Origin of the sequence: Burkholderia ubonensis subsp. mesacidophila (assembly GCF_002097715.1) — a bacterium.
GTDB lineage: Bacteria > Pseudomonadota > Gammaproteobacteria > Burkholderiales > Burkholderiaceae > Burkholderia > Burkholderia mesacidophila.
Map to the genome: position 1 here is coordinate 1479592 of NZ_CP020737.1, position 24463 is coordinate 1504054.

The following is a 24463-nucleotide window of genomic DNA, read 5'->3' on the forward strand; positions in this document are numbered from 1 at the left end:
GGCCGGGCCGGTAAAGTCACGGCCTATTCAATTCGATCGGAAGGAGGGGGCCATGTCGAGCGGCTCAAGGCGGAATCAACAGGTCGGTGGAAAAGAATCGTCGTCGACCTCTCAAGTCAGAGAGTGGAGGCGTTCGACGGGGCGGCGAGGGTGTTCCGCTTCGATTGTGTGACTGGAGACAGTGAGCATCCGACCGATCGTGGTGCCTTCCGCATCATGCGGAAATACCCGTCCTATCGCAGCCGTGCCTATAACGTGCAAATGGATTACGCGATGTTCTTCACGGGAGACGGCAAAGCGCTTCACCAGTACCACGGGCCGATGCCGCTCTCGCTCGTGAGAATGGCGCGCAATACCGTCAGCGACTGGTTCGGATCACACGGCTGCGTACGCCTGGCCGAGGCCGATGCGAAACGACTGTACGAGTGGGCTCCGATGGGAACCGTGGTGCAGGTATCGTGAAGATCGCATCGGCAACGCGATTCGCGATCCCGTGTCTGGCGATGCTGGTCGGTGTGCTCGCTGGCTTCGGCTGGCGCAGCGTCGCCGACTGGACCGACAGCCGCATACGGATCGATCCCGGCACCGAGTTGTTCGGCGTGCTGCCCGACGAGGTGATGGCGCTGACCTATACGACCGCCGCGCTGACGCTGACCGCGCAGCGCTCACAGCCCGCGGCGCGGTTCGCCGTGCAGGTGACTTATGCGGACGGCCGTGCCCCCCGGCAATGCGTGGCGTTGGCGGATCTGGCCGCGCATCTTGAGTCCTTTTCGACGATCGTCGCGCAACGACAGGTCGATCCGGCCGACCTCGCGCGCGGATTTCCACGGCAGATCGGGCGGCTGGATATCCGTGATCGCATTGCGTCCGAGCCGCCGCCGTCGCTCGTCTTCCTGGCCGCGGCGGATTCGGACGCGGTCGCCGTCACCGTCGACAGTCTGTCGGCCGGGCACGGTGGTTACGCGGCAGTCGTGCGTTCGCCATCGCGCGCGGCGCTTGCGACGCTGGCCGGCGGCTGCGATACGCTGGCCCGGCGCTGACCGGACGGCGGGCGCCCCCCGTTCCGGCCGCAGCCGCGCCGCTCAAATCGCCTGCTTCGCCTTCAGCGCCGCGATCTGTTCGTCGTCGTAGCCGAGCAGTTCGCGCAGCACGGCGTCGGTCTGCGCGCCGAGCAGCGGCGGGGCCGAGCGCGCGTCGGGCGGCGTGGCGCTCATCCGGATCGGATTGCGCACGAGCTTCACGTTCGCGCCGCACGGGTGCGGCAGCTCGACCTGCATGCCGCGCGCGACCACCTGCTCGTTGGCGAACACTTCCTCCAGATCGTTGATCGGCCCGCACGGCACGCCGGCCGCCTCGAGCGCCGCGATCCACGCGTCCTTGTCGAGCGTCCTCACCATGTCCGCGAGGATCGGCACCAGCGTGTCGCGGTGGCGCACCCGCGCGGGATTGGTCGCGAAGCGCTCGTCGTCGGCGAGCTCGGGGCGGCCGCCGGACTCGACGAACTTGCGGAACTGCCCGTCGTTGCCGACCGCGACGATGATCCAGCCGTCGCTCGTCTGGAACGTCTGGTAAGGCACGATGTTCGGATGCGCGTTGCCCCAGCGCACGGGCGGCTTGCCGCTCGCGAGGAAGTTGGTGTTCATGTTCGCGAGCAGCGCGACCTGCACGTCGAGCAGCGCCATGTCGATGTACTGGCCTTCGCCCGTCCGGTCGCGATGCGCGAGCGCGGCGAGCACCGCGATCGTCGAATAGAGGCCCGTCGCGAGGTCGGAGATCGCGACGCCGGCCTTCTGCGGGCCGCCGCCGGGCTCGCTGTCGCGCTCGCCGGTGATGCTCATGAACCCGCCGATCCCCTGGATGATGAAGTCGTAGCCCGCGCGGTGCGCATACGGGCCGGTCTGGCCGAAGCCCGTGACCGAGCAGTAGACGAGGTCGGGCTTCACCGCGCGCAGCGAGTCGTAGTCGAGCCCGTATTTCTTCAACTGGCCGACCTTGTAGTTTTCCAGCACGACGTCGCTCTGCGCGGCGAGCTCGCGGACGATTCGCTGGCCTTCGGGCGTCGCGATGTCGACCGTGACCGAGCGCTTGTTGCGGTTCGCGGCGAGGTAGTAGGCGGCCTCGGCGGTGTCCTCGCCGTTCGCGTCCTTCAGGTACGGCGGCCCCCAGTGGCGCGTGTCGTCGCCGGCGCCCGGGCGCTCGACCTTGATCACGTCGGCGCCGAAGTCGGCAAGCGTCTGCGCGCACCACGGGCCCGCGAGCACACGGGTCAGGTCCAGCACGCGGATATGGCTCAGGGCACCCATCGTCGATTCGTCTCCTTTATGGCTTGGCCGTGCCGCGCGGCGCGGGCAAGGCGAGCGGCATGGCGAGCATCTTAAGATGAATCGCGCGCGGGTGGCGCGGCGGCCCCGCGGCCGGGGCGGAAACGGGACGAAAGCGGGCTGAAACCGGCTTCAAGTCTGACGGAACGGGCGCCGCCCTGGCCCGCCGGCCGCGCACCCGGATCTATCCCGTATAATCGATCGTTTCAGAAACCTGCCGCCGTGCGCCCGCGAGGGCCGCACGGCGTTTGAAGCGTCTTAGCCAGACCGTCCCCGCACGCCATGAAAGCTGCCGAAATCCGCGAGAAATTCCTCAAATTCTTCGAATCGAAGGGCCACACGATCGTCCGCTCGTCGAGCCTCGTGCCCGGTAACGACCCCACGCTGATGTTCACGAATTCGGGCATGGTCCAGTTCAAGGACGTCTTTCTCGGCACGGACCGGCGCCCGTATTCGCGCGCCACGACGGCGCAGCGCAGCGTGCGCGCGGGCGGCAAGCACAACGACCTCGAGAACGTCGGCTACACGGCGCGCCACCACACGTTCTTCGAGATGCTCGGCAACTTCTCGTTCGGCGACTACTTCAAGCATGACGCGATCAAGTTCGCGTGGGAGCTGCTGACGACGGTCTACCAGCTGCCGAAGGAAAAGCTGTGGGTCACCGTCTACCAGGAAGACGACGAGGCGTACGACATCTGGGCGAAGGAAGTCGGCGTGCCGACCGAGCGCATCATCCGGATCGGCGACAACAAGGGCGCGCGCTACGCGTCGGACAACTTCTGGACGATGGGCGACACGGGCCCGTGCGGCCCGTGCACCGAGATCTTCTACGATCACGGCCCGGACGTGTGGGGCGGCCCCCCGGGGTCGGCCGAAGAAGACGGCGACCGCTACATCGAGATCTGGAACCTCGTGTTCATGCAGTTCAACCGCGACGCGCAGGGCAACATGACGCGCCTGCCGAAGCAGTCCGTCGACACCGGCATGGGCCTCGAGCGCCTCGCCGCGGTGCTGCAGCACGTGCACAGCAACTACGAGATCGACCTGTTCCAGAACCTGATCAAGGCCGCCGCGCGCGTGACCGACATCAGCGATCTCACCAACAACTCGCTGAAGGTGATCGCCGATCACATCCGCGCGTGCTCGTTCCTGATCGTCGACGGCGTGATTCCCGGCAACGAAGGCCGCGGCTACGTGCTGCGCCGCATCGTGCGCCGCGCGATCCGCCACGGCTACAAGCTCGGCCGCAAGGGTTCGTTCTTCCACAAGCTGGTGGCCGACCTCGTCGCCGAGATGGGTGTCGCGTATCCGGAGCTGAAGGAAGCCGAGCAGCGCGTGACCGACGTGCTGCGCCAGGAAGAGGAGCGCTTCTTCGAGACGATCGAGCACGGGATGTCGATCCTCGAGGCCGCGCTGGCCGAAGTCGAGGCGAAGGGCGGCAAGGTGCTCGACGGCGAACTCGCGTTCAAGCTGCACGACACGTATGGCTTCCCGCTCGACCTCACGGCCGACGTGTGCCGCGAGCGCGGCATGACGGTCGACGAGCCGGCGTTCGACGACGCGATGGCGCGCCAGCGCGAGCAGGCGCGTGCGGCCGGCAAGTTCAAGGCCACGCAGGGCCTCGAATACGCGGGCGCGAAGACGACCTTCCACGGCTACGAAGAGATTGCGTTCGACGACGCGAAGGTCGTCGCGCTGTACGTCGACGGTTCGTCGGTGACCGAAGTGAAGACCGGCCAGGATGCGGTGGTCGTGCTCGACCACACGCCGTTCTACGCGGAATCGGGCGGCCAGGTCGGCGACCAGGGCGTGCTCGCGAATGCGTCGACGCGCTTCGCGGTCGGCGATACGCTGAAGGTGCAGGCCGACGTGATCGGCCACCACGGCACGCTGGAGCAGGGCCTGCTTAAGGTCGGCGACGTGCTGCGCGCCGAGATCGACGCGCACCGCCGCGCGCGCACCCAGCGCAACCACTCGGCCACCCACCTGATGCACAAGGCGCTGCGCGAGGTGCTCGGCGCGCACGTGCAGCAGAAGGGTTCGCTCGTCGACGCGGACAAGACCCGCTTCGACTTCGCGCACAACGCGCCGCTGACCGACGACGAGATCCGTCGCGTCGAGCGGATCGTCAACGACGAGATCCTCGCGAACGCGCCGGGCATCGTGCGCGTGATGCCGTACGACGAAGCGGTGAAGGGCGGCGCGATGGCGCTGTTCGGCGAGAAGTACGGCGATGAAGTCCGCGTGCTCGACCTCGGCTTCTCGCGCGAACTGTGCGGCGGCACGCACGTGAGCCGCACGGGCGACATCGGCTTCTTCAAGATCGTCGTCGAAGGCGGCGTCGCGGCCGGCATCCGCCGCGTCGAGGCGATCACCGGCGACAACGCGGTGCGCTACGTGCAGGACCTCGACGCGCGCGTGAACGAAGCGGCGGCGGCACTGAAGGCGCAGCCGTCGGAACTGACGCAGCGCATCGCGCAGGTGCAGGACCAAGTGAAGTCGCTCGAGAAGGAACTGGGCGCGCTGAAGTCGAAGCTCGCATCGAGCCAGGGCGACGAGCTCGCGCTGCAGGCAGTCGAAGTCGGCGGCGTGCACGTGCTGGCCGCGACGCTGGACGGCGCGGACGCGAAGACGCTGCGCGAGACCGTCGACAAGCTGAAGGACAAGCTGAAGAGCGCGGCGATCGTGCTCGCGGCGGTCGAAGGCGGCAAGGTCAGCCTGATCGCGGGCGTCACGGCGGACGCGAGCAAGAAGGTCAAGGCCGGCGAGCTCGTGAACTTCGTCGCGCAGCAGGTCGGCGGCAAGGGCGGCGGCCGTCCGGACATGGCGCAGGCGGGCGGCACCGAGCCGGCGAACCTGCCGGCGGCGCTCGCGGGCGTCAAGGGCTGGGTCGAAGAGCGGCTCTGATCGGCCTGGGCGGCGCGGCGCTCGTGAGGGCGGCGCGCGGTCCGATGCGGCGCGGTTCTTCAGGGATCGCATGAAGCGGCCCGATCGGCAGATGTGCCGGTCGGGTCGTTTTGCGTTTACGCCGGGCGGGGCGGATCGCGTCAGGCCGGCAGTGCCACGCGCGGCTCTTTCGCGTCGCCCGGCTGCCATGCCGCCGCGCCCAGCGCATCGCGCAGCGCGGCAAGCGCCGCCGACGCATAACCCTGCCGCCACGCGAGCAGCGTGTCGATCCCTTCGAACTCCGGAATCGCATGCGCGGCGACGTTGCCGGTCTCGGGCTGCAGGTCGAGCACCGAACGCGGCGCGACCGCGATGCCCGCGCCGGCCGCGACGCACGCGACGATCGCGTGGTACGAGCCGAGTTCGAGCACGCGTGCCGGCTTCATCCCGTGCGCCGCATACCATTGCTCGACGTATTTGCGGTATGTGCAGCCGCGCTCGAACGCGATCAGCGTCGGCAGGATCACGTCGCGCGGCGTGCGCACCGGCGGATGACCGCGCGGCGTCAGCAGCACCAGATCCTCGCGGAACACGGGCACCGCCTCGAACGTGTCGGGCAGCACATCCGGCGCGGGCGGGCGCGCGAACAGCGCCGCATCGATCTCGAAGTCGCGCACTTTTCCGATCAGCCAGCCCGTCGTGCCCGTCACGAGCTCGAGCGACACGTCGGGCCACGCATGGTGATAGCGGGCGAGCACGGTCGGCAGGCGGCTCGCGGCCGTGCTTTCCATTGTGCCAAGCCGCAGCCGTCCGCGAGGCGTGTCCTCGCGCACCGCGTCACGCGCCTCGTCGGCGAGCGCGAGCAGGCGCTCCGCATATGGCAGCAGCGTCTGTCCGGCCGGCGTCAGCACGAGCCGCCGGCCGTCCCGCACGAACAGCGCCGCGCCGAGTTCTTCCTCGAGCTGCTTGATGCGCGTCGTGACGTTCGACTGCACGCGATTGAGCTTCGCCGCCGCGCGCGTCACGCCGTTTTCGCGCACGACGGCCCGGAAAATCGCCAGCGCCGCCAGATCCATGATTCTCTCCGTGCGATGGATTGATTCTGAATTATTCATTTTTCGAGAAGGATTGGTCAAGCTACGATCGATGCATCCTGAATCCCGTTCCGGCCGGCGCATCGTGCGCCGGCGCACCTTGCCGCCATGTCTCGTTCCGACCTTCCGCTCGCCGCCGCCCAGGCGTTTCCGACCCCCGACGCCGACCGCCGCGCCCGCGCCGCCGCGCTGGCCTGCATGATCGGCTTCGCCGTCGCGCTCGGCGTCGGCCGCTTCGCGTTCACGCCGCTGCTGCCGCTGATGCTCGCCGACGGCTCGATCGGCCTGAAGGCGGGCGGCTGGCTCGCGTCGGCGAACTACGCGGGCTATTTCGTCGGCGCGGTCAGTTGCGCGGCGCTGCGCATCGCGCCGGCGCGCATGATCCGCTTCGGGCTCGCGGCGACCGTGCTGCTGACCGCCGCGATGGGCGTCGGCCACCTGCTGCCGGTGTGGCTCGTGGTGCGGTTCGTCGCGGGCGCCGTGAGCGCGTGGACGTTCGTGTTCGTGTCGCAATGGGGGCTGCGGCGGCTCGCCGAGCTGCACGCGCCGGAATGGAGCGGCGTGATCTACGCGGGCCCCGGCGTCGGCATCGTGCTGACGGGGCTGATCGGCAGCGCGTTGGCCGGCCAGCGCGCGGCGTGGGGCTGGCTCGGCTTCGCGGCGCTGTCGGCCGTGCTGTCGGCCGCGATCTGGCGCACGTTCGGCGGCGCCGCGCCGACCATGCCGCCGGCCGCGTCGCCGCATGCACCGGCCCATCCCGCGCCGGCCGCCGCGGGGCCGCATCGCGCAGACGCGGCCTGGCTCGTCGCGCTGTACGCGATGCCGGGCTTCGGCTACATCATCACCGCGACGTTCCTGCCGGTGATCGCGCGCGCGGCGCTGCCGGCCGGCTCGCCGTGGCCGGACCTGTTCTGGCCGATGTTCGGCGGCGCGCTGATCGTCGGCGTGATCGCCGCCGCGCGGCTGCCCGCGCACTGGGACAACCGGCTGCTGCTCGCCGGCGGTTGCGTGACGCAGGCGCTCGGCATCGCCGCCGGGATCGTCTGGCCGAACGCGGCGGGCTTCTCGCTCGGCAGCGTGCTGCTCGGCCTGCCGTTTACCGCGATCACGCTGTTCGCGATGCGCGAGGCGAGGCGCCTGCGCGGCGAGCGCGCGGCGGGGCTGATGGGCTACACGACCGCGTCGTACGGGGTCGGGCAGATCGCGGGGCCGCTCGTGGCGGCGCCGCTGGTCGCGCAGAGCGGGTCGTTCACGCCGGTGCTGTGGATCGCAGCGGGCGCGCTCATGGTCGGCGCCGCCGGGTTTGCGATGCGCGCATTTCGCGCGGCGGGCCTGAGCGCCGCGCCGCCGTCGCCCGTGGCTCGCTACGTTCGCGAAGCGCGAACCCGCACGGTCCGGCGCGGCGGACAACCCTGACGCGGCTGGGGCCAGATCCTCTGCGGCGCGGGCAAACTCGCTAGAATGAAGCCTTTCCCGCGCCGAGCGGGCGCGCGGGCCGCCTGCGGGCGGCCTCCCCGGCGTCCGCCATGTCCACATCGATGACTCTCGCCGACTATCGCTTTTGCCCGCGCTGCGCGCGCCCGCTGATCGAGCGCGCCGATCCCGCCGAAGAGGGCGGCCGCATCCGCCAGGCTTGTCCCGACGACCTCTGCGGCTATGTGCACTGGAACAACCCGCTGCCGGTCGTGGCCGCGATCGTCGAGATCGACGGCAAGGTCCTGCTCGCGCGCAACGCGGCCTGGCCGGAAGGGATGTTCGCGCTGATCACCGGCTTTCTCGAGCACGGCGAGACGCCCGAGGACGGCATCGCGCGCGAGGTGCTCGAGGAAACGGCGCTGAAGGCCGAGCAGATCTCGCTCGTCGGTGTCTACGAATTCATCCGCAAGAACGAGCTGATCATCGCGTACCACGTGCGCGCGTCGGGCGCGATCACGCTGTCGCCGGAGCTGCTCGAGTACCGGCTCGTCGATCCGCCGCGGCTGCGCCCGTGGCGCGCGGGCACCGGCTACGCGCTCGCCGACTGGATGCGCGCGCGCGGGCTCGATTTCGAGTTCGTCGACCGGCCGGGACAATGACGCGCGCTTGCGCGCGCCGTCCGCCGATTCCCCAGACCGGCGCGGCGGTGCACCGCCGCCGCGCGCCGCCTTCCTCGCCCTGAGCGCCATCGCCATGTCCGACAAGCCGCAGCCGCGTCCGCGCGACGCCTACCGCCACTTCCTGCCGATCACGACCCGCTGGATGGACAACGACGTCTACGGACACGTGAACAACGTCGTCTACTACAGCTACTTCGACACGGTCGTGAACGAATACCTGATCCGCGCCGGCGTGCTCGACATCGAACGCGCGCCGACCATCGGGCTCGTCGTCGAGACGCAGTGCAACTACTTCGCGCCGCTCGTGTTCCCGCAGGCGGTCGACGCGGGGCTGCGGGTCGCACGGCTCGGCACGTCGAGCGTGCGCTACGAGATCGGGCTGTTCGCGGCAGGCGACCTGTCGCCCGCCGCGCAGGGGCATTTCGTGCACGTGTACGTCGACCGCGACACGCGCCGGCCCGTGCCGCTGCCCGCCGCGCTGCGCGCGGCGCTCGACCCGCTCGCCGCCTGACGACGCGCGGTGCAGGCGTTCGCGCTCCAGGCCTTCAACGGCCTCAGCTACGGCTTGCTGCTGTTCATGCTGTCGGCTGGCCTCACGCTGATCTTCAGCGTGCAGGGCGTGCTCAATTTCGCGCATGCGAGCTTCTACATGCTCGGCGCCTACGTCGGCTTCAGCATTGCCGCGCGCGCGGGCTTCTGGCCGGCGCTCGTGCTCGCGCCGCTCGCGGTCGGGCTGCTGGGCGCGGGCTGCGAGCGCTGGCTGCTGCGGCGCGTGCAGGCGCGCGGGCACACGAGCGAGCTGTTGCTGACGTTCGGGCTCGCATACCTGATCGGCGAGGGCGCGAAGCTCGTCTGGGGCCTCGCGCCGCTGCCTGCGCCGGTGCCGCCGCTGTTCGACGGCGCGCCGGTTACGCTGCTCGGCGTCGCGCTGCCGCGCTACCGGCTGTTCATGATGGCGATGTCGGCGGCGATGCTGGTCGCGCTCGCGGGCCTGCTGCACGCGTCGCGCGTCGGGCTCGTCGTGCGCGCGGCGCTCACGCATCGCTGCGCGGTCGAGGCGCTCGGCTACGACGTGCCGCGCCTGATGACGGGCCTGTTCGGGGCCGGCACCGCGCTGGCGGCGCTGGCCGGCGTGATCGGCGCGCCGCTCGCGGTGATCGAGCCCGCGCTGGCCGAGACGGTCGGCTCGATCGTGTTCGCGGTCGTCGTGATCGGCGGGCTCGGCTCGCTCGGCGGCGCGTTCGCCGCGTCGCTCGCGGTCGGCTTCGCGCAGACCTTCGCGGCGGCAAGCGACACGTCGCTGCGCGATGTCGCGCAGTGGACCGGCGTCGTGCTGCCTGACCGCGTGGCCTCGGTATCGATCGCGCAACTCGCGCCGCTCGTGCCGTACCTGCTGCTCGTCGCGGTGCTGGTCGCCCGTCCGAGCGGGCTGTTCGGCGAGCGCGACGATGCGTAGCCGCGTGTCGGCGGGCCTCCTGCGCTGGGCGCTGTTCGCCGGCTTGCTCGTGCTGCCCGCGTGGCTGTGGCCGCACGGCTGGATGCTCGGCTATCTCGCGCAGACCGCCGCGCTCGTCGTGCTCGCGCTGTCGTACAACCTGCAGCTCGGTGCCACCGGCCTGCTGTCGTTCGGCCATGCGGCGTTCGCCGGCCTCGGCGCGTTCGCGGCCGCGCACTGGTTCAACCGCTTCGGCGGCCCGCTGCCGCTGTTGCCGCTCGTCGGCGGCGCGGCGGGCGCGGCCTTCGGCCTGCTGTTCGGCGTGCTCGCGACGCGCCGCGCGGGCACCGCGTTCGCGATGATCACGCTCGGTCTCGGCGAATGCGTCGCGGCGGCCGCGTGGAGCGTGCCCGCATGGTTCGGCGGGGTCGGCGGCGTGCCGATCGATCGCGCGAGCGGCCCGTCGTTCGGCGGCTGGCAGTTCGGCGCGCCGGCGCACGCGTATGCGCTGATCGCCGCGTGGTGCTTCGGGTCGGCGCTCGCGATGCGCGCGCTGACGCGCACGCCGCTCGCCCGCCTCGCGAACGCGGTGCGCGACAACCCGGCGCGGGTCGCCGCGCTCGGCACCGATCCGCGCCGCGTGCGGCTCGCGATGGTCGCGTGCGCGTCGTTCTTCGCGGGCGTGGCCGGCACGCTGACGCTGATCGACATCGAGCTCGCGACGCCCGACAGCGTCGCGATGACCCGCTCGGCAACGGTGCTGATCGCCGCGGTGATCGGCGGCGCCGGCTCGTTCTTCGGGCCGGCGGCGGGCGCGGCCGTGCTGACCGGGCTGAGCGTCGCGGTCGCGGGCGTGTCGCGCGCGTGGGCGCTGTATCTCGGGCTGCTGTTCGTCGTCGTCGTGATCGTCGCGCCGCGCGGGCTCGCGGGTGTTGCGGCGGACGTCGCGCACGCGCTGCGGCCCGGCGCGCGCAAGGGCGAACGCGCGGCGCTGCTGTATGGCGTCGCCGCGAGCCTGTGTGGGGGCGTCGCCGTCGTCTGCGCGGCGGAGCTCGGCTATGCGTGGCGCTTCGCGCAGGACGGCGGCGCGCCGGCCGCGTTCGGCGCGTGGCGGGTCGATGCAGGCGCGCCGCTCGGCTGGGCGGTCGCGCTCGCGGCGGCGGGGCTCGGCGCGCTGCTGTGGCGGCGGCGCGGCCGGATCGCGCGCGGAATGTACGAAGGCCACGGAGCGTCGCGATGAACGGCACCGCGGTCGCCCTGCACGACATCACGCAGCGCTTCGGCGCGCAGACGGTGCTCGACGGCGTCGAGCTGGCCGTCGCGGCGGGCGAGCGGCATGCGCTGATCGGGCCGAACGGCGCGGGCAAGTCGACGCTTTTCAACGTGATCGCGGGCGCCGTGCGGCCGACGCGCGGGCGCGTGGTGCTGCACGGCGTCGAACTGCGCGATCGCGGCCCGGTCGCGGCGAGCCGCCTCGGCATCGGCCGCAGTTTCCAGCAGACGAGCGCGTTTGCGCGGCTGACGGTGTTCGACAACCTGCGCTGCGCGGCGCTGCATGCGCCGGCCGAACGGCGGCGCTGGTGGAACCGGCTGCGCGAATCGGCGTCGGTCGACCGGGCCGCCGAGCAGGTGCTGCACGACATCGGCCTCGTCGCGTACCGCGATGCGCCGGCCGCCGCGCTCGGCTATGCGGAGCAGCGCGCGCTCGATCTCGGCATCGCGCTCGCGAGCGGGGCGCGCACGCTGCTGCTCGACGAGCCGACGGCCGGCATGAACCGCGCGCAGGCGGCGCGGATGATCGAGCTGATCCGCGCGACGACGCGAGGCCGTACGGTGCTGATGATCGAGCACGACATGGATACGGTGTTCGGTTTCGCGGAGCGGATCACGGTGCTGGTGCGCGGCGCGGTGGTCGCCACGGGCGCGCCGGATTCGATCCGCGCGGATTCCGCGGTGCGCGCGGCCTATCTCGGCGAGGGGTTCGCATGAGCGCGCTGGTCGACATCCGCGGCTTGCGCGCGTGGTACGGGATGCAGCCCGTGCTCGACGGCGTCGATCTCGCGCTTGCGCCGGGCGAGACGCTCGCGCTGCTTGGGCGCAACGGCTCGGGGCGCTCGACGCTCGCGAAAGCGGTGATGGGGCTCGTGCGGACCGCCGGATCGGTAAGGATCGCGGGCGTCGAATGCGCGGACGCGCGGACCTTCGAGATCGCGCGGCGCGGCGTTGCGTATGTCGCCGAGCAGCGCGACGTGTTTGCGCTGCTGAGCGTGCGCGACAACCTGCGCCTCGGGCTGCGCGGCAGCGGCGGCGCGGCCGGGCGCGCGGCGCTCGACGCGCTGTTCGAGCGCTTTCCGCTGCTGGCCGCGCGCGCGGACGTGAAGGCCGGGCGGCTGTCGGGCGGCGAGCAGCAGGTGCTCGCGCTCGCGCGCGCACTTGCCGGCAAGCCGCGCGTGCTGATCGTCGACGAGCCCGCGGAAGGCCTCGCACCGCTCGCCGTCGACGAGGTCGGCGCGTGTCTTGCCGGGCTGCAGGCGGACGGTGTCGCGATCGTGCTGATCGAGCAGCGATTGCAACTCGCGCCGCGCCTGACGCGGCGCGCGGCGGTGATGGGGCGGGGGACGATCGTCTACGACGGGGCGCTCGACGGCCTCGGCGGCGCGGTCGCCGAGGCGTGGCTGAGCGCCGGGTGACGGGCGCTTGCGCCGCGCCGAAACCGGGGGCGGGACGCGTGCGCCGCGATTGTTCGGCTGCGCCCGCCACTCAATTCGTCTCGTGCCGCTTTATCGGCGCTGCCCGAACGCCTAAATTTCCTCAATCGCCGGCCGCGCGCTTCGCGACGATGGCCGGTCCCTGGTGTGACTCTGGACTGAGGAAAGCAATCATGAGCAAGCTTGCAGGCAAGGTAGCGATCGTGACGGGCGGTTCGAAGGGCATCGGCGCGGCGATCGCCAAGGCGCTGGCCGCCGAAGGCGCATCCGTCGTCGTCAATTATGCGAGCAGCAAGGCGGGCGCCGACGCGGTGGTGAGCGCGATCACCGCCGCCGACGGCCGCGCGGTCGCCGTCGGCGGCGACGTGTCGAAGGCGGCCGACGTGCAGCGCATCGTCGACACGGCGATCGACACGTACGGCCGCCTCGACATTCTCGTCAACAACTCCGGCGTCTACGAATTCGCGCCGATCGAAGCGATCACCGAAGAGCATTACCGCAGACAGTTCGATACGAACGTGCTCGGCGTGCTGCTCGCGACGCAGGCGGCCGCGAAGCATCTCGGGGAGGGCGCGAGCATCATCAACATCAGCTCGGTGGTGACCAGCATCACGCCGCCGGCCAGCGCCGTCTACAGCGGCACGAAAGGCGCGGTCGATGCGATCACCGGCGTGCTCGCGCTCGAACTCGGCCCGAGGAAGATTCGCGTGAATGCGATCAATCCGGGCATGGTGGTGACCGAGGGCACGCACAGCGCGGGGATCATCGGTTCCGACCTCGAATCGCAGACGCTCGCCCGGACGCCGCTGGGCCGCCTCGGGCAACCGGACGACATCGCGTCCGCCGTCGTCTTCCTGGCATCGGATGACGCAAGCTGGCTGACCGGCGAACGCATCGTCGTGAGCGGCGGCGTGCGCTGAGCAGAAAGGGGGCGCGCCCGCGAATCAACGCGGCGCGCCCCCAGGCCGCTTTCCGCTGCTTCCGCTATTTCCGCTATTTCCGCTCGAGCATCCACTCGTGCGCGGGATCGTTCCTGAAGTGCCACGTGCGCGTCGGTCCGGCCATCACGTTCAGGTAATACGATTCGTACCCGTAAGGCACGACGACCGGGTGATAGCCGCGCGGCACCAGCACGACGTCGTGATCGCACGCGGCCATCGATTCGTCGAGGTCGCGCTCGTCCGTGTACACGCGCTGGAACACGAAGCCCTGCGGCGGATGCACGCGATGGTAGTACGTCTCCTCGAGCGAGCTTTCGAACGGCACGTTGTCGGTATCGTGCTTGTGCGGCGGATAGCTCGACGAATGCCCGGACGGCGTGCGCACCTCGACGACGAGCAGCGACTCGGCGGGCTCCGTCTGCGGAAGGATGTCGCACACGTAGCGCGTGTTCGCGCCCGCGCCGCGCACCGAGCGCTTCATCTGCGACGGCTTGATCACGCGCGGCGGATATTTCCCGGTCGCGGGCGCAGTCGCGACGCCGAGCTCGGCCGCGCGCGACGCCGCGACCGTGACGCGCACGCCCGGCGGCAGATACAGCGCGTATGGCGCGACGCCGTCGAACACGCTGTCGCGCGAGCCGAGCTCGGTCCAGCGCGTGCCGTCGTCCGCGGTGACGTCGACGCTGCCGGTCAGCACGACGATGCAGGTCTCGCGCACGGTCTCGTGCAGCTCGACCGTCTCGCCGGCGGCAAGCCGGTACGCGGCGAAGCCGACATGCCGCCAGTGCGCGGATTCGGGCGTGACGCGCGCGATCGTCGGTCCGTCCTGCGCGCCTTTGACGAGCAAACTCATGCCGCCTCCCGGTGCGAATCGAGCGGCGCGTCGACGAGCGCGCGCAGCGTGCGGTAGCCCTTTTGCGCGTACGCGTAGCTCGGCGCGACGACCGGGTCCTGTTCCGCCTCGACGACGAGCCAGCCGCGATAGCCGTGCCGCTTCAGCAGGTCGATCAGCGTCGCGAAATCGACCGCGCCGTCGCCCGGCACCGTGAACGCGCCGTTGATCACCGCGTCGAGAAAGCTCCAGTTGCGGTTGCGTGCGAGCCGGATCACGGCCGGCCGCACGTCCTTGCAGTGCACGTGGCACACGCGCGCGATGTGGCGCTTCAGCACCTCGGCCGGATCGCCGCCCGCGAACGTGATGTGGCCCGCGTCGAACAGCAGGCCGACCGCGTCGCTCGTCGCGGCCATCAGCCGGTCGACGTCGGCGGGCGTCTCGACATACGCGCCTATGTGATGGTGATACGCGATGCGCACGCCGCGGCTCAGCGTGTAGCGCGCGAACGCGTCGAGACGCTCCGCATACCTGTCCCATTGCGCGTCGGTCGTGAAGCGCGGCCGCTGGTACAACGGCACGGGCGCGCCTTGGATCGTGTCGGCGACTTCGCCGTAGACCATCACGGTTGCGCCATTCTGTGCGAGCAGGTCGAGATGCGGGCCGACCGCCGCGATTTCGTCGTCGACGCTGCGCTGCGCGAGCCGGCCCGAGTACCAGCCGGACACGAGCGACAGCCTGTACTCGCCGAGCAGCGCCTTCAGCGCCTGCGGCTCGCGCGGGAACTTGTTGCCGAGCTCGAAGCCTTCATAGCCGATGTCGCGGCCTTCGGTCAGCGCGACGGAAAGCGGCGTCTCGCCGCCGAGCGACGGCAGGTCGTCGTTCATCCACGACAGCGGATTGATGCCGATGCGGAATTCGAATTGACTCATGCTGGAGATCCTGAACGGGAGAGGGCGCCCGCGCGGGCGGTGACCTGCTTGTCATACGCTCTGCGTGCGTCGCGCACCGCGTCGCGCGACGACACTTCGGGCACCGCGACTTCCCACCACCAGCCGCCTTCGGCCGTGGTGCGCGCGGGATCGGTGTCGATGCAGATCACATAGGTGCGGTCCGCGGCGCGCGCGCGTTGCAGCGCGGCGTCGAGCGCGGCAACGTCGGCGACGTGCTCCGCTTGCGCGCCGAGCGCGCGCGCATGCGCGGCGAAGTCGATCGCCGGCGCGCCGAGCGGACCTTGCAGGCAATCGTCGAGCAGGTTGTTGAACGGCGCGCTGCCGCACGCCTGCTGCAGCCGGTTGATGCAGCCGTAGCCGCGGTTGTCGAGCACGACGACGATCAGCTTCGCGCCGAGCATCACCGACGTCGCGATCTCGCTGTTCATCATCAGGTAGCTGCCGTCGCCGACCATCACGATCACGTCGCGCTCGGGCCGTGCGAGCTTCGCGCCGAGGCCGCCGGCGATCTCGTAGCCCATGCACGAGTAGCCGTACTCGACGTGGTACGCGCCCGGCCGCCCCGCGCGCCACAGCTTGTGCAGCTCGGCGGGCAGCGTGCCGGCCGCGCACACGACGACGTCGGCATCCGGCGACGCGCGATGCGAGCGCTGCACCGCGCCGATCACGTCGGCGTCGTACGGCAGCGCGCCCGCGCGCGGCGGCGCATGCGTGATGCGCGACACCGCGTCGCGCCACCCGGCGGCGAGCTCGTGTGCGCGCGCGGTCCACGCGCGTTCGGCGCACCAGTCGTCGAGCAGCGCATCGAGCGCGTCGAGCGCCGCGCACGCGTCGGCTTCGACCGCGCACGCGTGATGCTTGAGCGCGTCGAATGCATTCGCGTTGATGCCGACCACCGTCGCGTCCTTGCCGAACAGCGTGTTCGAGCCGGTCGTGAAATCCTGCAGCCGCGTGCCGATCGCGAGCACGCAGTCGGCGTCGGCCGCGAGCGCGTTCGCGGCGGGCGAGCCGGTCACGCCGAGCGCGCCCGCGTTGAGCGGATGGTCCCAGCGCAGCGCGCCCTTGCCGGCCTGCGTCTCGCCGACCGGGATGCCGCGCTGTTTCGCGAACGCGGCCAGCGCGTGCGTGGCGCCTTCGCTGTACAGCACGCCGCCGCCGGCGACGATGAACGGCCGGCGCGCGGCGCGCAGCGTCGCGAGCGCGGCTTCGAGTTCGGCGGGCACGGGCGCGGGCGCATGGAACGACACCGTGCGCGGCGCGAAGAACGCGGCCGGATAGTCGTAGGCCATCGCCTGCACGTCCTGCGGCAGCGCGAGTGTGACGGGGCCGCACTGCGCGGCGTCGGTCAGCACGCGCAGCGCGCGCGGCAGCGCGGTCAGCAATTGCGCGGGATGGATGATGCGGTCGAAGTAGCGCGACACCGGCTTGAGCGTGTCGTTCGCCGACACGCCGCCGTCGTGGCCGTCCTCGACCTGTTGCAGCACGGGGTCCGGCGCGCGCGACACGAACACGTCGCCGGGCAGCAGCAACAGCGGCAGGCGGTTCACGTGCGCGAGCGCGGCAGCCGTCACGAGGTTGGTCGCGCCGGGGCCGATCGACGTCGTCACGGCCATCATCCGGCGGCGGAAGTGCGCCTTCGCGTACGCGATCGCGCTGTGCGCCATCGCCTGCTCGTTGTGCGCGCGGTAGGTCGGCAGCACGTCGCGGTGCTGGTACAGCGCCTCGCCGAGCGCGGCGACGTTGCCGTGGCCGAAGATCGCGAACACGCCGCCGAACAGCGGTTCGGTGGCGCCGCTGCGGTCGCCGGTCTCGACCCGCTGCGCGGCGAGATAGCGCACGAGCGCTTGCGCGGCGGTCAGGCGGATCGTGCCGTTGGAGGATGCATTCACGATAGGCTCCTGAAGGGAGGCGCCGGAGGGCGCGGGATGATGCATCGGGCCTCCTTACGCGACGCGGCGCGCGGCCGGCATGCCGTGACGCGCGGCGCGCCATGCGCCGATCAGCGTTTCGAACGTTGCGCGCACGCGGGTGACCAGCGCCGCATCGTCGATCTCGCCGGCGAGCCACGCGCGGCTCGGCTCGTGGAAGATCGTGCGGCCGACCGTGAAGCCGCGGCAGCTCGCCGACGCCGCGGCGGCCGGAAAGCCGCGCGTCAGCTCGTCGACGCTCGCCGACAGCCCGAGCAGCACGACGCCGCGGCAGTGCGGGTCGCGCTCGGCGATCAGCGCGTCGATCGCGTGCCATTGCGCGGCGTCGAGCGGCGCGAGCTTCCACCATTCGGGGTAGATGCCGAGGTTGTACAGGCGCTTCAGCGCGCGGTAGACGACGTCGGGCCCTTGCGGCAGGTCGGCGCGGCGCGGCGGGATCACTTCGAGCAGCAGTTCGTGGCCGCTCGCCTGCACCGCGTCGTACAGCGTGCGCAGTTGCGTTTCCTGCTCGATGCGCTGCTCGATCGGCTCGTCCGGGTGGAACTGCACGAGGCATTTCGCGACGTGCTCCTGCGGCCAGCCCGCGAGCGTCGTGCCGACCGAGCGGCCGTGGTCGAATTCGAGCGGCACCGAGCCGGGCAGCTCGACCGGCCGGCCGATCCACCAGCCGCGCCCGGTGGCGGCGTTCAGCGCGTCCTGGCCGTAGCGGTCGTCGATCAGCACGCCGATCCGTCCCGCGAGGCCGAGCTGCGCTTCGGTCTGCGCGACCGCGTCGACGAACAGGCGCTTCAGCGCATCGATCCGTGCGAGCGGCGCGCCGGTCTGCTGCGCGAGCTCGAAGAACTGGTTGCGATGGTCGAACGCGAAACCGAGCACCTCGTCGCGCGGCACGCGCGGCGGGCTCACGCGATGCAGGCGCGCGAGCGTCTTGTCGAGATCTGGACGGCGCATCTTCACGGGATCGCGCCGCGCCTCGTCCAGGAAGTACGTGAGTTCGGCCGGCGTCGGCATCGCCGGCGAGCAGCCGTGGCGCGACACGACCAGCGCGCCGCACGCGTTCGCGGTGCGCGCGGCGTCCTCGAGCGAGCGGCCGCGCAGCCATTGCGACAGGAAGCCGGACGCGAACGCGTCGCCCGCGCCGAGCACGTTCATCACGTCGACCTCGACGCCGCCGACGATCGCCAGCGCGTCGAGCGACGCCGGCACCTGGCCTTCGACGATCGAGCAGCCGAGCGGGCCGCGCTTGACGACGAGCGTCGCGCTCGTGACCGCGCGCACCATCGCGAGCGCATCGAGCAGTGTGTCCTTGCCGCCGGCGATGCGGAATTCCTCCTCGGTGCCGATGATCAGGTCGAAGAGGGGCAGGATGCGCTGCAGGTGCGCGGTCACGCCTTCGTTCGCGATGAAGCGGGTCTCGCCGTCGGCCTTGCCGGTCAGCCCCCACAGCACGGGCCGGTAGTCGATGTCGAGCACCGTGCGCACCTGGTTGCGGCGCGCGTAGTCGAGCGCGCGGCGGCTCGCGCGGTTCACCTGTTCGGTCGAGAAGTGGGTGCCGGTGATCAGCAGCGCCTTCGCGGACGCGATGAACGCCTCGTCGAAGTCGCCTTCGTCGAGCGCCATGTCCGCGCAGTTCTCGCGATGGAAGATCAGCGGGAACGTGTCGCGATCCTTGAGACCCAGCAGCACCAGCGCGGTCAGACGGTCCGGGTCGGTGCGCAGGTGGCTCGTGTCGCAGCCTTCGCGTTCCAGCGTCTCGATCAGGAAGCGCCCCATGTGGTCGTGGCCGACGCGCGACAGCATCGACGCTTTCAGGCCGAGCCGCGCGCAGCCGAACGCGATGTTGCCCGACGAGCCGCCGAGGTATTTCGCGAAGCTCGACACGTCCTCGAGGCGCGCGCCGATCTGCTGCGCGTAGAGGTCGACCGCGACGCGCCCGATGCAGATCACGTCGAGCGGCCGGTTCTGCGCAAAGGTGTGGGAAGTGAGTGCCATGAGAACAAAATCCTGGGTTAGATCACTGCGCCGTCGAGCTCGCTGATCATCTTCTGCATTTCGGCGCCGCCGGCCATCATGTCGAGCACTTCGTCCTTGCTGATGGTGTCCTTGGTGAACGTGCCGAGCGAGCGGCCGCGGTTGAGCAGCGTGAACGAATCGCCGATCGGGTACGCGTGATGCACGTTGTGCGTGATGAAGATCACCGAGATGCCTTTCGCGCGCGCGGTGTGGATCAGCTTCAGCACGTTGAAGCTCTGCTTGACGCCGAGCGCGGCGGTCGGCTCGTCGAGGATCAGCACGCGCGCGCCGAAGTGGATCGCGCGGGCGATCGCGAGGCATTGCCGCTCGCCGCCCGACATCGTGCCGATCGGCTGGTGCGGGTCGCGCACGTGGATGCCCATCTCGGCGAGCTTCGCGCGGGCAATCTCGGCGCTCGCATCGAGGTCCATCACGTTGAGGAAGCCGAACAGCTTCTTCTGCGGCTCGCGGCCCATGAAGAAATTGCGCGCGACGGACAGCAGCGGCACGAGCGCGAGATCCTGGTAGACGGTCGCGATGCCGAGGTCGAGCGCGTCCTTCGGCGATTCGAAATGCACGGGCCGGCCGTCGACCAGGTACTGGCCCTCCGACGGCGCATGCACGCCCGCGAGCGTCTTGATCAGCGTCGACTTGCCGGCGCCGTTGTCGCCGAGCAGGCAGTGCACCTCGCCGCGCTTCAGGCGCAGCGTCACGTCCGACAGCGCGATCACCTTGCCGAAATACTTGCTGACGTTCTCGAGCGCGAGGATCGTGTCGTCGCCGGTCTGTACAGTGGACATGGCAAGCCTCCCGTTACGATTGCGACACGCGCCGGCGCACGTAGTGGTTGAACAGCACCGCGATCAGCAGCATCACGCCGAGGAACACCCGGAACCAGTCGGAGCTGATGCTGGTGTACGTGATGCCGATCTGCACGACGCCGAAGATCAGCGCGCCGAACGCGGCGCCGACGACCGAGCCGTAGCCGCCCGTGAGCAGCGTGCCGCCGATCACGGCCGCGATGATCGCCTCGAACTCCTTCTGCAGCCCGCGGTCCGCGGCGGCCGAGCCGATGTCGGCGACCTGCAGCACCGCGAACAGGCACGCGCAGAACGCGGTCAGCACGAACAGCGAGATCTTCACGCGGCGCACCGGCACGCCGACGTTCTTCGCGGCGTTCGCGTCGCCGCCGACCGCGAGGATCCAGTTGCCGTAGCGCGTCTTCGCGAGCACGAACGCGCCGATCGCGGTGACGGCGAACCACCACAGGATCACCTTCGGCACGCCCGGCACCAGCGGCTCGCCGGTGTCGAGCGTGCGGCCGAGGCCGTGCTGCGCGAGCCAGCGGAACAGGTCATGGAACGCGACGCCCTGGAACAGCGTGTGCGTGAGCCAGTCCTCGCGCGCGATGTCGCCGAGCCCGGAGATGATCGTGCGGTCCGCGAACATGATCGACAGCGCGAGCGTGAGGCCGCGCAGGATGAACAGGAACGCGAGCGTGACGATGAACGACGGCAGCCGCGTGCGCATCACGAGGTAGCCGTTCAGCGCGCCGAGCGCCATCGAGCCCGCGAACGCGAAGATCACCGACGCCCAGATCGGCCAGTGGAAGTACGCGGTCGGGATCGCGACCATCATGCCCGCGAAGCCGATCATCGAGCCGATCGACAGGTCGAATTCGCCCGCGACCATCAGCAGGCACGCGCCGACCGCGAGGATGCCGAGATAGGCCGCGACCTGCGACCAGTTCATGATGCCGTCGAGGTTGAACATGCCCGACCCGCCCGCGCCGAGCGCGAACACCGCGAACACGAGCACGGTGCCGGAAATCGCGGCGAATTCGGGACGGTTGAGGAAGCGCTGGAACCACGCTTCGTTGCGCACGCGCTCGTCGGCGCGCGCCTGCGGCTCTCGCGCATGCGCAGGCAGAGGCTTACCGGCTACACCCATGATGTCTCCTTGATGCCCGGCGGGCGGGGCGGGGGAACCCCGCGTCGCCGGTGAAGCGCGCGGCGCTCGGCCGCGCGACGAACGGAACAGGCCCTGGCGTCAGCGATACTGGCCCGCGTACTTCACGACCTTGTCGAGGTTGTCCTTCGTGATGAAGCCGGGGCCCGAGCGGATGTTCTTCGGGCCGTAGGACGGCTGCAGGCCGTAGGTCGACATGCGCGCCTGGAACCGCGGGTTCGCCTCGAGGAGCTGGCGGATCTTCGCGGGGTCGGTCGTCTTGTTCTTCTTCACGATCGCGAGCACGGCGACCGGGATGTAGCCCTGCAGGTACGGCTGCTGGTCGATCGCGAACTGGATCGTGCCCGCGCGGATCGCCTTCGCGATGTCGTCCGAGAAATCGAACGTCGCGAAATAGAGCTTGCCGCCGAGCCCCATCTGCTGGACCGCCTTCAGCGATGCCGCGGCCGGCACCGGGCCGAGCGTGAGGATCGCCTGCGTGTTCGGGTGCTTGCGCAGGTACGCGCTGACCTTCGACTGGATCTCGGTCGGGTCCTGGCCCGAATCGATCGTCGAGGACCGGTAGTCGGCGCCGATCGCGTCCGCGAAGCCGCGGCAGCGGTCGAACGACACGCTGTTGGTCGCGAGGTGGTTCACGCACAGGAACGACTTCACGCCCGCGGCCTTCGCCTTTTCGCCGGCCGCGTGGCCCGCGAAGTATTCGGGCTGGCCGACGTGCATGATCGCGCCGAGCTGCGCGCTCTGCTCTTCGGTGCCGGAGTTGATCGTGACGAGCGGGATCTTCTTCGCGGTGACCTTGCCGAGCGAATTCTTCAGCACGTCGTAGTCGGCGATCGTCGTGATCACGCCGTCGTAGTCGCGCGCCGCCGACTGCTCGATCAGGCGCGCCATGTCCGCGATGTCGCCGTTCGGCGGATTGCGGTAGTCGGTCTTCACGTCGAAGTCCTCGTCGGCCTGCTTGATCGCGTTCTTGATCGTGTTCCACCACGAATCGGAATCGGGCGCGTGGCTCACCAGCACGAAATGGCCGTTGGGGCCGTCGGCGTGCGCCGCCGGCACGGCGAGCCCGGCCGCCGCCACGACGGCGAACGTTGCAGCGATGGCCCGGACGGCAGCCTTGCCCAAGCAAAGTCTCATGTCTCCACCTTTCTCTGTCTGTCGTTCTTGGATCGACGCGGCGCGGTGATGCAAAGCCGCCGCGTTCACGAGCAAGCGTAGGTCAAGTCGGGAACGAATGCAAAGAAAATTTTATTTTCTGAGTTGGTGGAAAATTTGTTCCATTTCGACGGGCGCGTGTCTATACTCGGTTCACGAAGGAGACGAGACAACCCGGCGCGGGCGGCCCCGCCGCGCCTTGCGAGCCGACCATCCCATGCAAGACGATTCCACTCCCGACGCGGCCGACGTGCCCGGCGTCGACGCGCTGCTGCGGCGCATCACCGATGCGTACGATTCGCTGCCGCGGCAGCTGAAAAGCATCGCGTCGTACATCGACGAGCACCGGGCGAGCGTGATGATGGACCGCACGAGCGACATCGCCGAGCGCTGCGGCGTGCATCCGTCCGCGGTCGTGCGCTTCGCGCAGCGCTTCGGCTTTTCCGGCTTTTCCGACCTGCAGGCGGTATTCAGGGACGCGTACACGGGCCAGAACCCGAGCGCGCAGAGCTACCAGCAGCGCATCCGCCGGATCATCGACGAGACGGCCGGCCCGCTGTCGGGCGGCTCGGTCGCGCGCGAGTTCATCGATGCGTCGCGCGCGGGGCTCGACGAGCTCGCGGCCGGCCTCGACGACAGCCAGTTCGACGCGGCGGTGACGATGCTCGAGCGGGCCGAGAACATCTACGTGATCGGCGTGCGCCGCTCGTTTCCGGTGGCGAGCTACATCGTGTACGCGCTGCAGCACACGGCCAAGCGCGTGCATCTGGTGTCCGGCCTCGGCGGGATGTATCGCGAGCAGATCCGCAGCGTGCGCAAGGGCGACGTCGTGATCGCGATCAGCTTCGCGCCTTACGGCAAGGAAACCCAGTACTGCCTGCGGGCGGCGCGCCACAACCATGCGGAAACGCTGGTGATCACCGACAGCCGCCTGTCGCCGCTCGTGCGCGATGCGAGCGCCCATTTGCTGGTGAAGGAGGGGAGCGCGTTCGCGTTCCGTTCGCTGACCAGCACGATCTGCCTGTGCCAGGCGCTGTTCATCGCGCTCGCGTACCGGCTGGAATTGAACGTCGAAGAAGCGAAAGAGACTGGAGGATACGATGACTGACCAACGGGCGACCCTCGACGTCGCCGTGTTCGGCGCGGGCCGGATCGGCCGCATTCACGCAGGCAACCTCGCGCGCCAGCCGGGCGTGCGGCTCAAGTACGTCGTCGACGTGAACGGGGAGGCGGCCGAGGCGCTCGCCGCGCAGCACGGCGCGCGCGCGGTCGATCGCGACGCGGCGCTCGGCGATCCGGCGGTCGGCGCGAGCGTCGTCTGCTCGAGCACCGACACGCACGCGGACCTGATCCTGCAGTCGGCCGCGGCCGGCAAGCACGTGTTCTGCGAGAAGCCGGTCGACCTGAGCGTCGAGCGGGCCCGCGCGTGCGAGCAAGCGGTCGCGCAGGCGGGCGTCGTCTGCATGATCGGCTTCCAGCGCCGCTTCGATCCGACCTTCGAGGCGCTCAAGGCGCGCGTCGACGCGGGCGAGATCGGCACGCCGGAGATGCTGGTGGTCACGAGTCGCGATCCGGGCGCACCGCCCGTCGACTACATCCGGCATTCGGGCGGCATCTTCAAGGACATGCTGATCCACGACTTCGACATCTTCCGCTGGATCCTCGACGACGACGCCGACACGATCCACGCGACCGGCAGCTGCCTGTCCGATCCCGCGATCGCCGACGCGGGCGACATCGATTCCACCGCGGTGACGATCCGCACGAAGCGCGGCCGGCTGTGCCAGATCAACACCGCGCGGCGCGCCGCATACGGCTACGACCAGCGCTTCGAGGTGCTCGGCAGCGACGGGATGCTGCAGGCCGGCAACGTGCGGCCGACGGAAGTGACCGGCTATTCGGCGCGCGCGGTGTCGACCGACCTGCCGGAGGCGTTCTTCCTCGAACGCTATCGGGTGGCCTACGCGCGCGAGATCGAGCACTTCTTCGCGGCGGTCGCGCGCGGCGAGCCGGTGCGCACGACGGTCGCCGACGGCGTGAAGGCGCTCGAGCTCGCCGAGGCCGCGACCCGTTCGTGGCGCGAAGGGCGCGCGATCCGGCTCGGCGCCGCCGACTGAGCCGGGGAGGGCGAGC

At 70.3% G+C, this 24463-nt stretch carries 22 protein-coding genes; 13 read left to right on the forward strand and 9 right to left on the reverse strand.

All coding sequences use genetic code 11. The features are described 5' to 3' along the window. Positions 1-123: 123 nt before the first annotated feature. Complete coding sequence (locus B7P44_RS37450) at positions 124-462, forward strand: L,D-transpeptidase (protein WP_231716663.1); 339 nt, start codon at positions 124-126, stop codon at positions 460-462. Next, positions 459-1040 carry a hypothetical protein gene (locus B7P44_RS07095; RefSeq protein ID WP_231716664.1) on the forward strand — a complete coding sequence of 194 codons (582 nt, stop codon included), beginning with the start codon at positions 459-461 and terminating at the stop codon, positions 1038-1040. Before B7P44_RS37450 ends, B7P44_RS07095 begins: the two co-directional genes overlap by 4 nt. 42 nt (positions 1041-1082) lie before the next feature. Here B7P44_RS07095 and B7P44_RS07100 read toward each other — a convergent pair whose 3' ends face one another. Further along, positions 1083-2303, reverse strand: coding sequence for a CaiB/BaiF CoA transferase family protein (locus B7P44_RS07100; RefSeq protein ID WP_084902212.1), 1221 nt, complete (start codon positions 2301-2303; stop codon positions 1083-1085). Between the two features lie 300 nt (positions 2304-2603). Between B7P44_RS07100 and alaS the strand changes: the two genes are divergently transcribed. Next, complete coding sequence (gene alaS, locus B7P44_RS07105; RefSeq protein ID WP_084902214.1) at positions 2604-5228, forward strand: alanine--tRNA ligase; 2625 nt, start codon at positions 2604-2606, stop codon at positions 5226-5228. 140 nt (positions 5229-5368) lie between these two features. Here the strand turns inward: alaS and B7P44_RS07110 are convergent, their stop codons facing one another. Next, a complete protein-coding gene (locus tag B7P44_RS07110; protein WP_084902216.1) occupies positions 5369-6283 on the reverse strand; it encodes a LysR family transcriptional regulator in 915 nt (304 codons plus the stop codon). Between the two features lie 126 nt (positions 6284-6409). On the opposite strand from B7P44_RS07110, the gene B7P44_RS07115 reads away from it, so the two are divergent. The 8 genes from B7P44_RS07115 (at position 6410) to B7P44_RS07150 (ending at position 13460) form a co-directional block, all read left to right on the forward strand. Continuing rightward, complete coding sequence (locus B7P44_RS07115) at positions 6410-7717, forward strand: YbfB/YjiJ family MFS transporter (protein ID WP_084902219.1); 1308 nt, start codon at positions 6410-6412, stop codon at positions 7715-7717. Between the two features lie 122 nt (positions 7718-7839). Beyond that, positions 7840-8376: an NUDIX domain-containing protein gene (locus B7P44_RS07120; protein WP_084902221.1), complete on the forward strand. Its 537-nt coding sequence runs from the start codon at positions 7840-7842 to the stop codon at positions 8374-8376. 94 nt (positions 8377-8470) lie between these two features. Further along, positions 8471-8908 (forward strand): acyl-CoA thioesterase, encoded by a 438-nt coding sequence (locus B7P44_RS07125; RefSeq protein ID WP_084906497.1) that lies wholly within the window; start codon positions 8471-8473, stop codon positions 8906-8908. 9 nt (positions 8909-8917) lie between these two features. After that, positions 8918-9853 carry a branched-chain amino acid ABC transporter permease gene (locus B7P44_RS07130; protein ID WP_084902223.1) on the forward strand — a complete coding sequence of 312 codons (936 nt, stop codon included), beginning with the start codon at positions 8918-8920 and terminating at the stop codon, positions 9851-9853. Next, on the forward strand, positions 9846-11072 hold the full coding sequence (locus B7P44_RS07135; RefSeq protein ID WP_084902225.1) for a branched-chain amino acid ABC transporter permease: 1227 nt from the start codon (positions 9846-9848) through the stop codon (positions 11070-11072). Before B7P44_RS07130 ends, B7P44_RS07135 begins: the two co-directional genes overlap by 8 nt. After that, the gene (locus B7P44_RS07140; RefSeq protein WP_084902228.1) at positions 11069-11821 is read left to right on the forward strand and encodes an ABC transporter ATP-binding protein; all 753 of its coding nucleotides are present in this window, start codon (positions 11069-11071) and stop codon (positions 11819-11821) included. The genes B7P44_RS07135 and B7P44_RS07140 overlap by 4 nt, the downstream gene beginning before the upstream one ends. Then, complete coding sequence (locus tag B7P44_RS07145; RefSeq protein ID WP_084902229.1) at positions 11818-12522, forward strand: ABC transporter ATP-binding protein; 705 nt, start codon at positions 11818-11820, stop codon at positions 12520-12522. Before B7P44_RS07140 ends, B7P44_RS07145 begins: the two co-directional genes overlap by 4 nt. A 191-nt stretch (positions 12523-12713) precedes the next feature. After that, complete coding sequence (locus tag B7P44_RS07150; protein WP_084902232.1) at positions 12714-13460, forward strand: glucose 1-dehydrogenase; 747 nt, start codon at positions 12714-12716, stop codon at positions 13458-13460. 73 nt (positions 13461-13533) lie between these two features. Here B7P44_RS07150 and iolB read toward each other — a convergent pair whose 3' ends face one another. The 7 genes from iolB to B7P44_RS07185 all read right to left on the reverse strand — a co-directional run bounded on the left by iolB (position 13534) and on the right by B7P44_RS07185 (position 22312). Next, the gene (gene iolB / locus B7P44_RS07155) at positions 13534-14334 is read right to left on the reverse strand and encodes a 5-deoxy-glucuronate isomerase (protein ID WP_084902234.1); all 801 of its coding nucleotides are present in this window, start codon (positions 14332-14334) and stop codon (positions 13534-13536) included. Continuing rightward, the gene (iolE, locus tag B7P44_RS07160; RefSeq protein WP_084902237.1) at positions 14331-15245 is read right to left on the reverse strand and encodes a myo-inosose-2 dehydratase; all 915 of its coding nucleotides are present in this window, start codon (positions 15243-15245) and stop codon (positions 14331-14333) included. The genes iolB and iolE overlap by 4 nt, the downstream gene beginning before the upstream one ends. Further along, positions 15242-17200, reverse strand: coding sequence for a 3D-(3,5/4)-trihydroxycyclohexane-1,2-dione acylhydrolase (decyclizing) (gene iolD / locus B7P44_RS07165; protein ID WP_084902241.1), 1959 nt, complete (start codon positions 17198-17200; stop codon positions 15242-15244). Before iolD ends, iolE begins: the two co-directional genes overlap by 4 nt. A 9-nt stretch (positions 17201-17209) precedes the next feature. After that, a complete protein-coding gene (locus B7P44_RS07170) occupies positions 17210-19186 on the reverse strand; it encodes a bifunctional 5-dehydro-2-deoxygluconokinase/5-dehydro-2-deoxyphosphogluconate aldolase (RefSeq protein WP_084902243.1) in 1977 nt (658 codons plus the stop codon). A 17-nt stretch (positions 19187-19203) separates the two neighbouring features. Continuing rightward, positions 19204-20007, reverse strand: coding sequence for an ATP-binding cassette domain-containing protein (locus tag B7P44_RS07175; RefSeq protein WP_084902245.1), 804 nt, complete (start codon positions 20005-20007; stop codon positions 19204-19206). Positions 20008-20020: 13 nt separating this feature from the next. Next, positions 20021-21157: an ABC transporter permease gene (locus tag B7P44_RS07180; protein ID WP_084902247.1), complete on the reverse strand. Its 1137-nt coding sequence runs from the start codon at positions 21155-21157 to the stop codon at positions 20021-20023. Between the two features lie 99 nt (positions 21158-21256). Beyond that, positions 21257-22312 carry a sugar ABC transporter substrate-binding protein gene (locus B7P44_RS07185; RefSeq protein WP_084902250.1) on the reverse strand — a complete coding sequence of 352 codons (1056 nt, stop codon included), beginning with the start codon at positions 22310-22312 and terminating at the stop codon, positions 21257-21259. A gap of 235 nt (positions 22313-22547) precedes the next feature. Between B7P44_RS07185 and B7P44_RS07190 the strand changes: the two genes are divergently transcribed. Both B7P44_RS07190 and iolG read left to right on the forward strand, forming a co-directional pair. Then, positions 22548-23438, forward strand: a complete 891-nt coding sequence (locus tag B7P44_RS07190) for a MurR/RpiR family transcriptional regulator (protein WP_084902252.1) — start codon at positions 22548-22550, stop codon at positions 23436-23438. Beyond that, a complete protein-coding gene (iolG, locus tag B7P44_RS07195) occupies positions 23431-24447 on the forward strand; it encodes an inositol 2-dehydrogenase (protein ID WP_084902255.1) in 1017 nt (338 codons plus the stop codon). Before B7P44_RS07190 ends, iolG begins: the two co-directional genes overlap by 8 nt. Positions 24448-24463 lie beyond the last annotated feature (16 nt).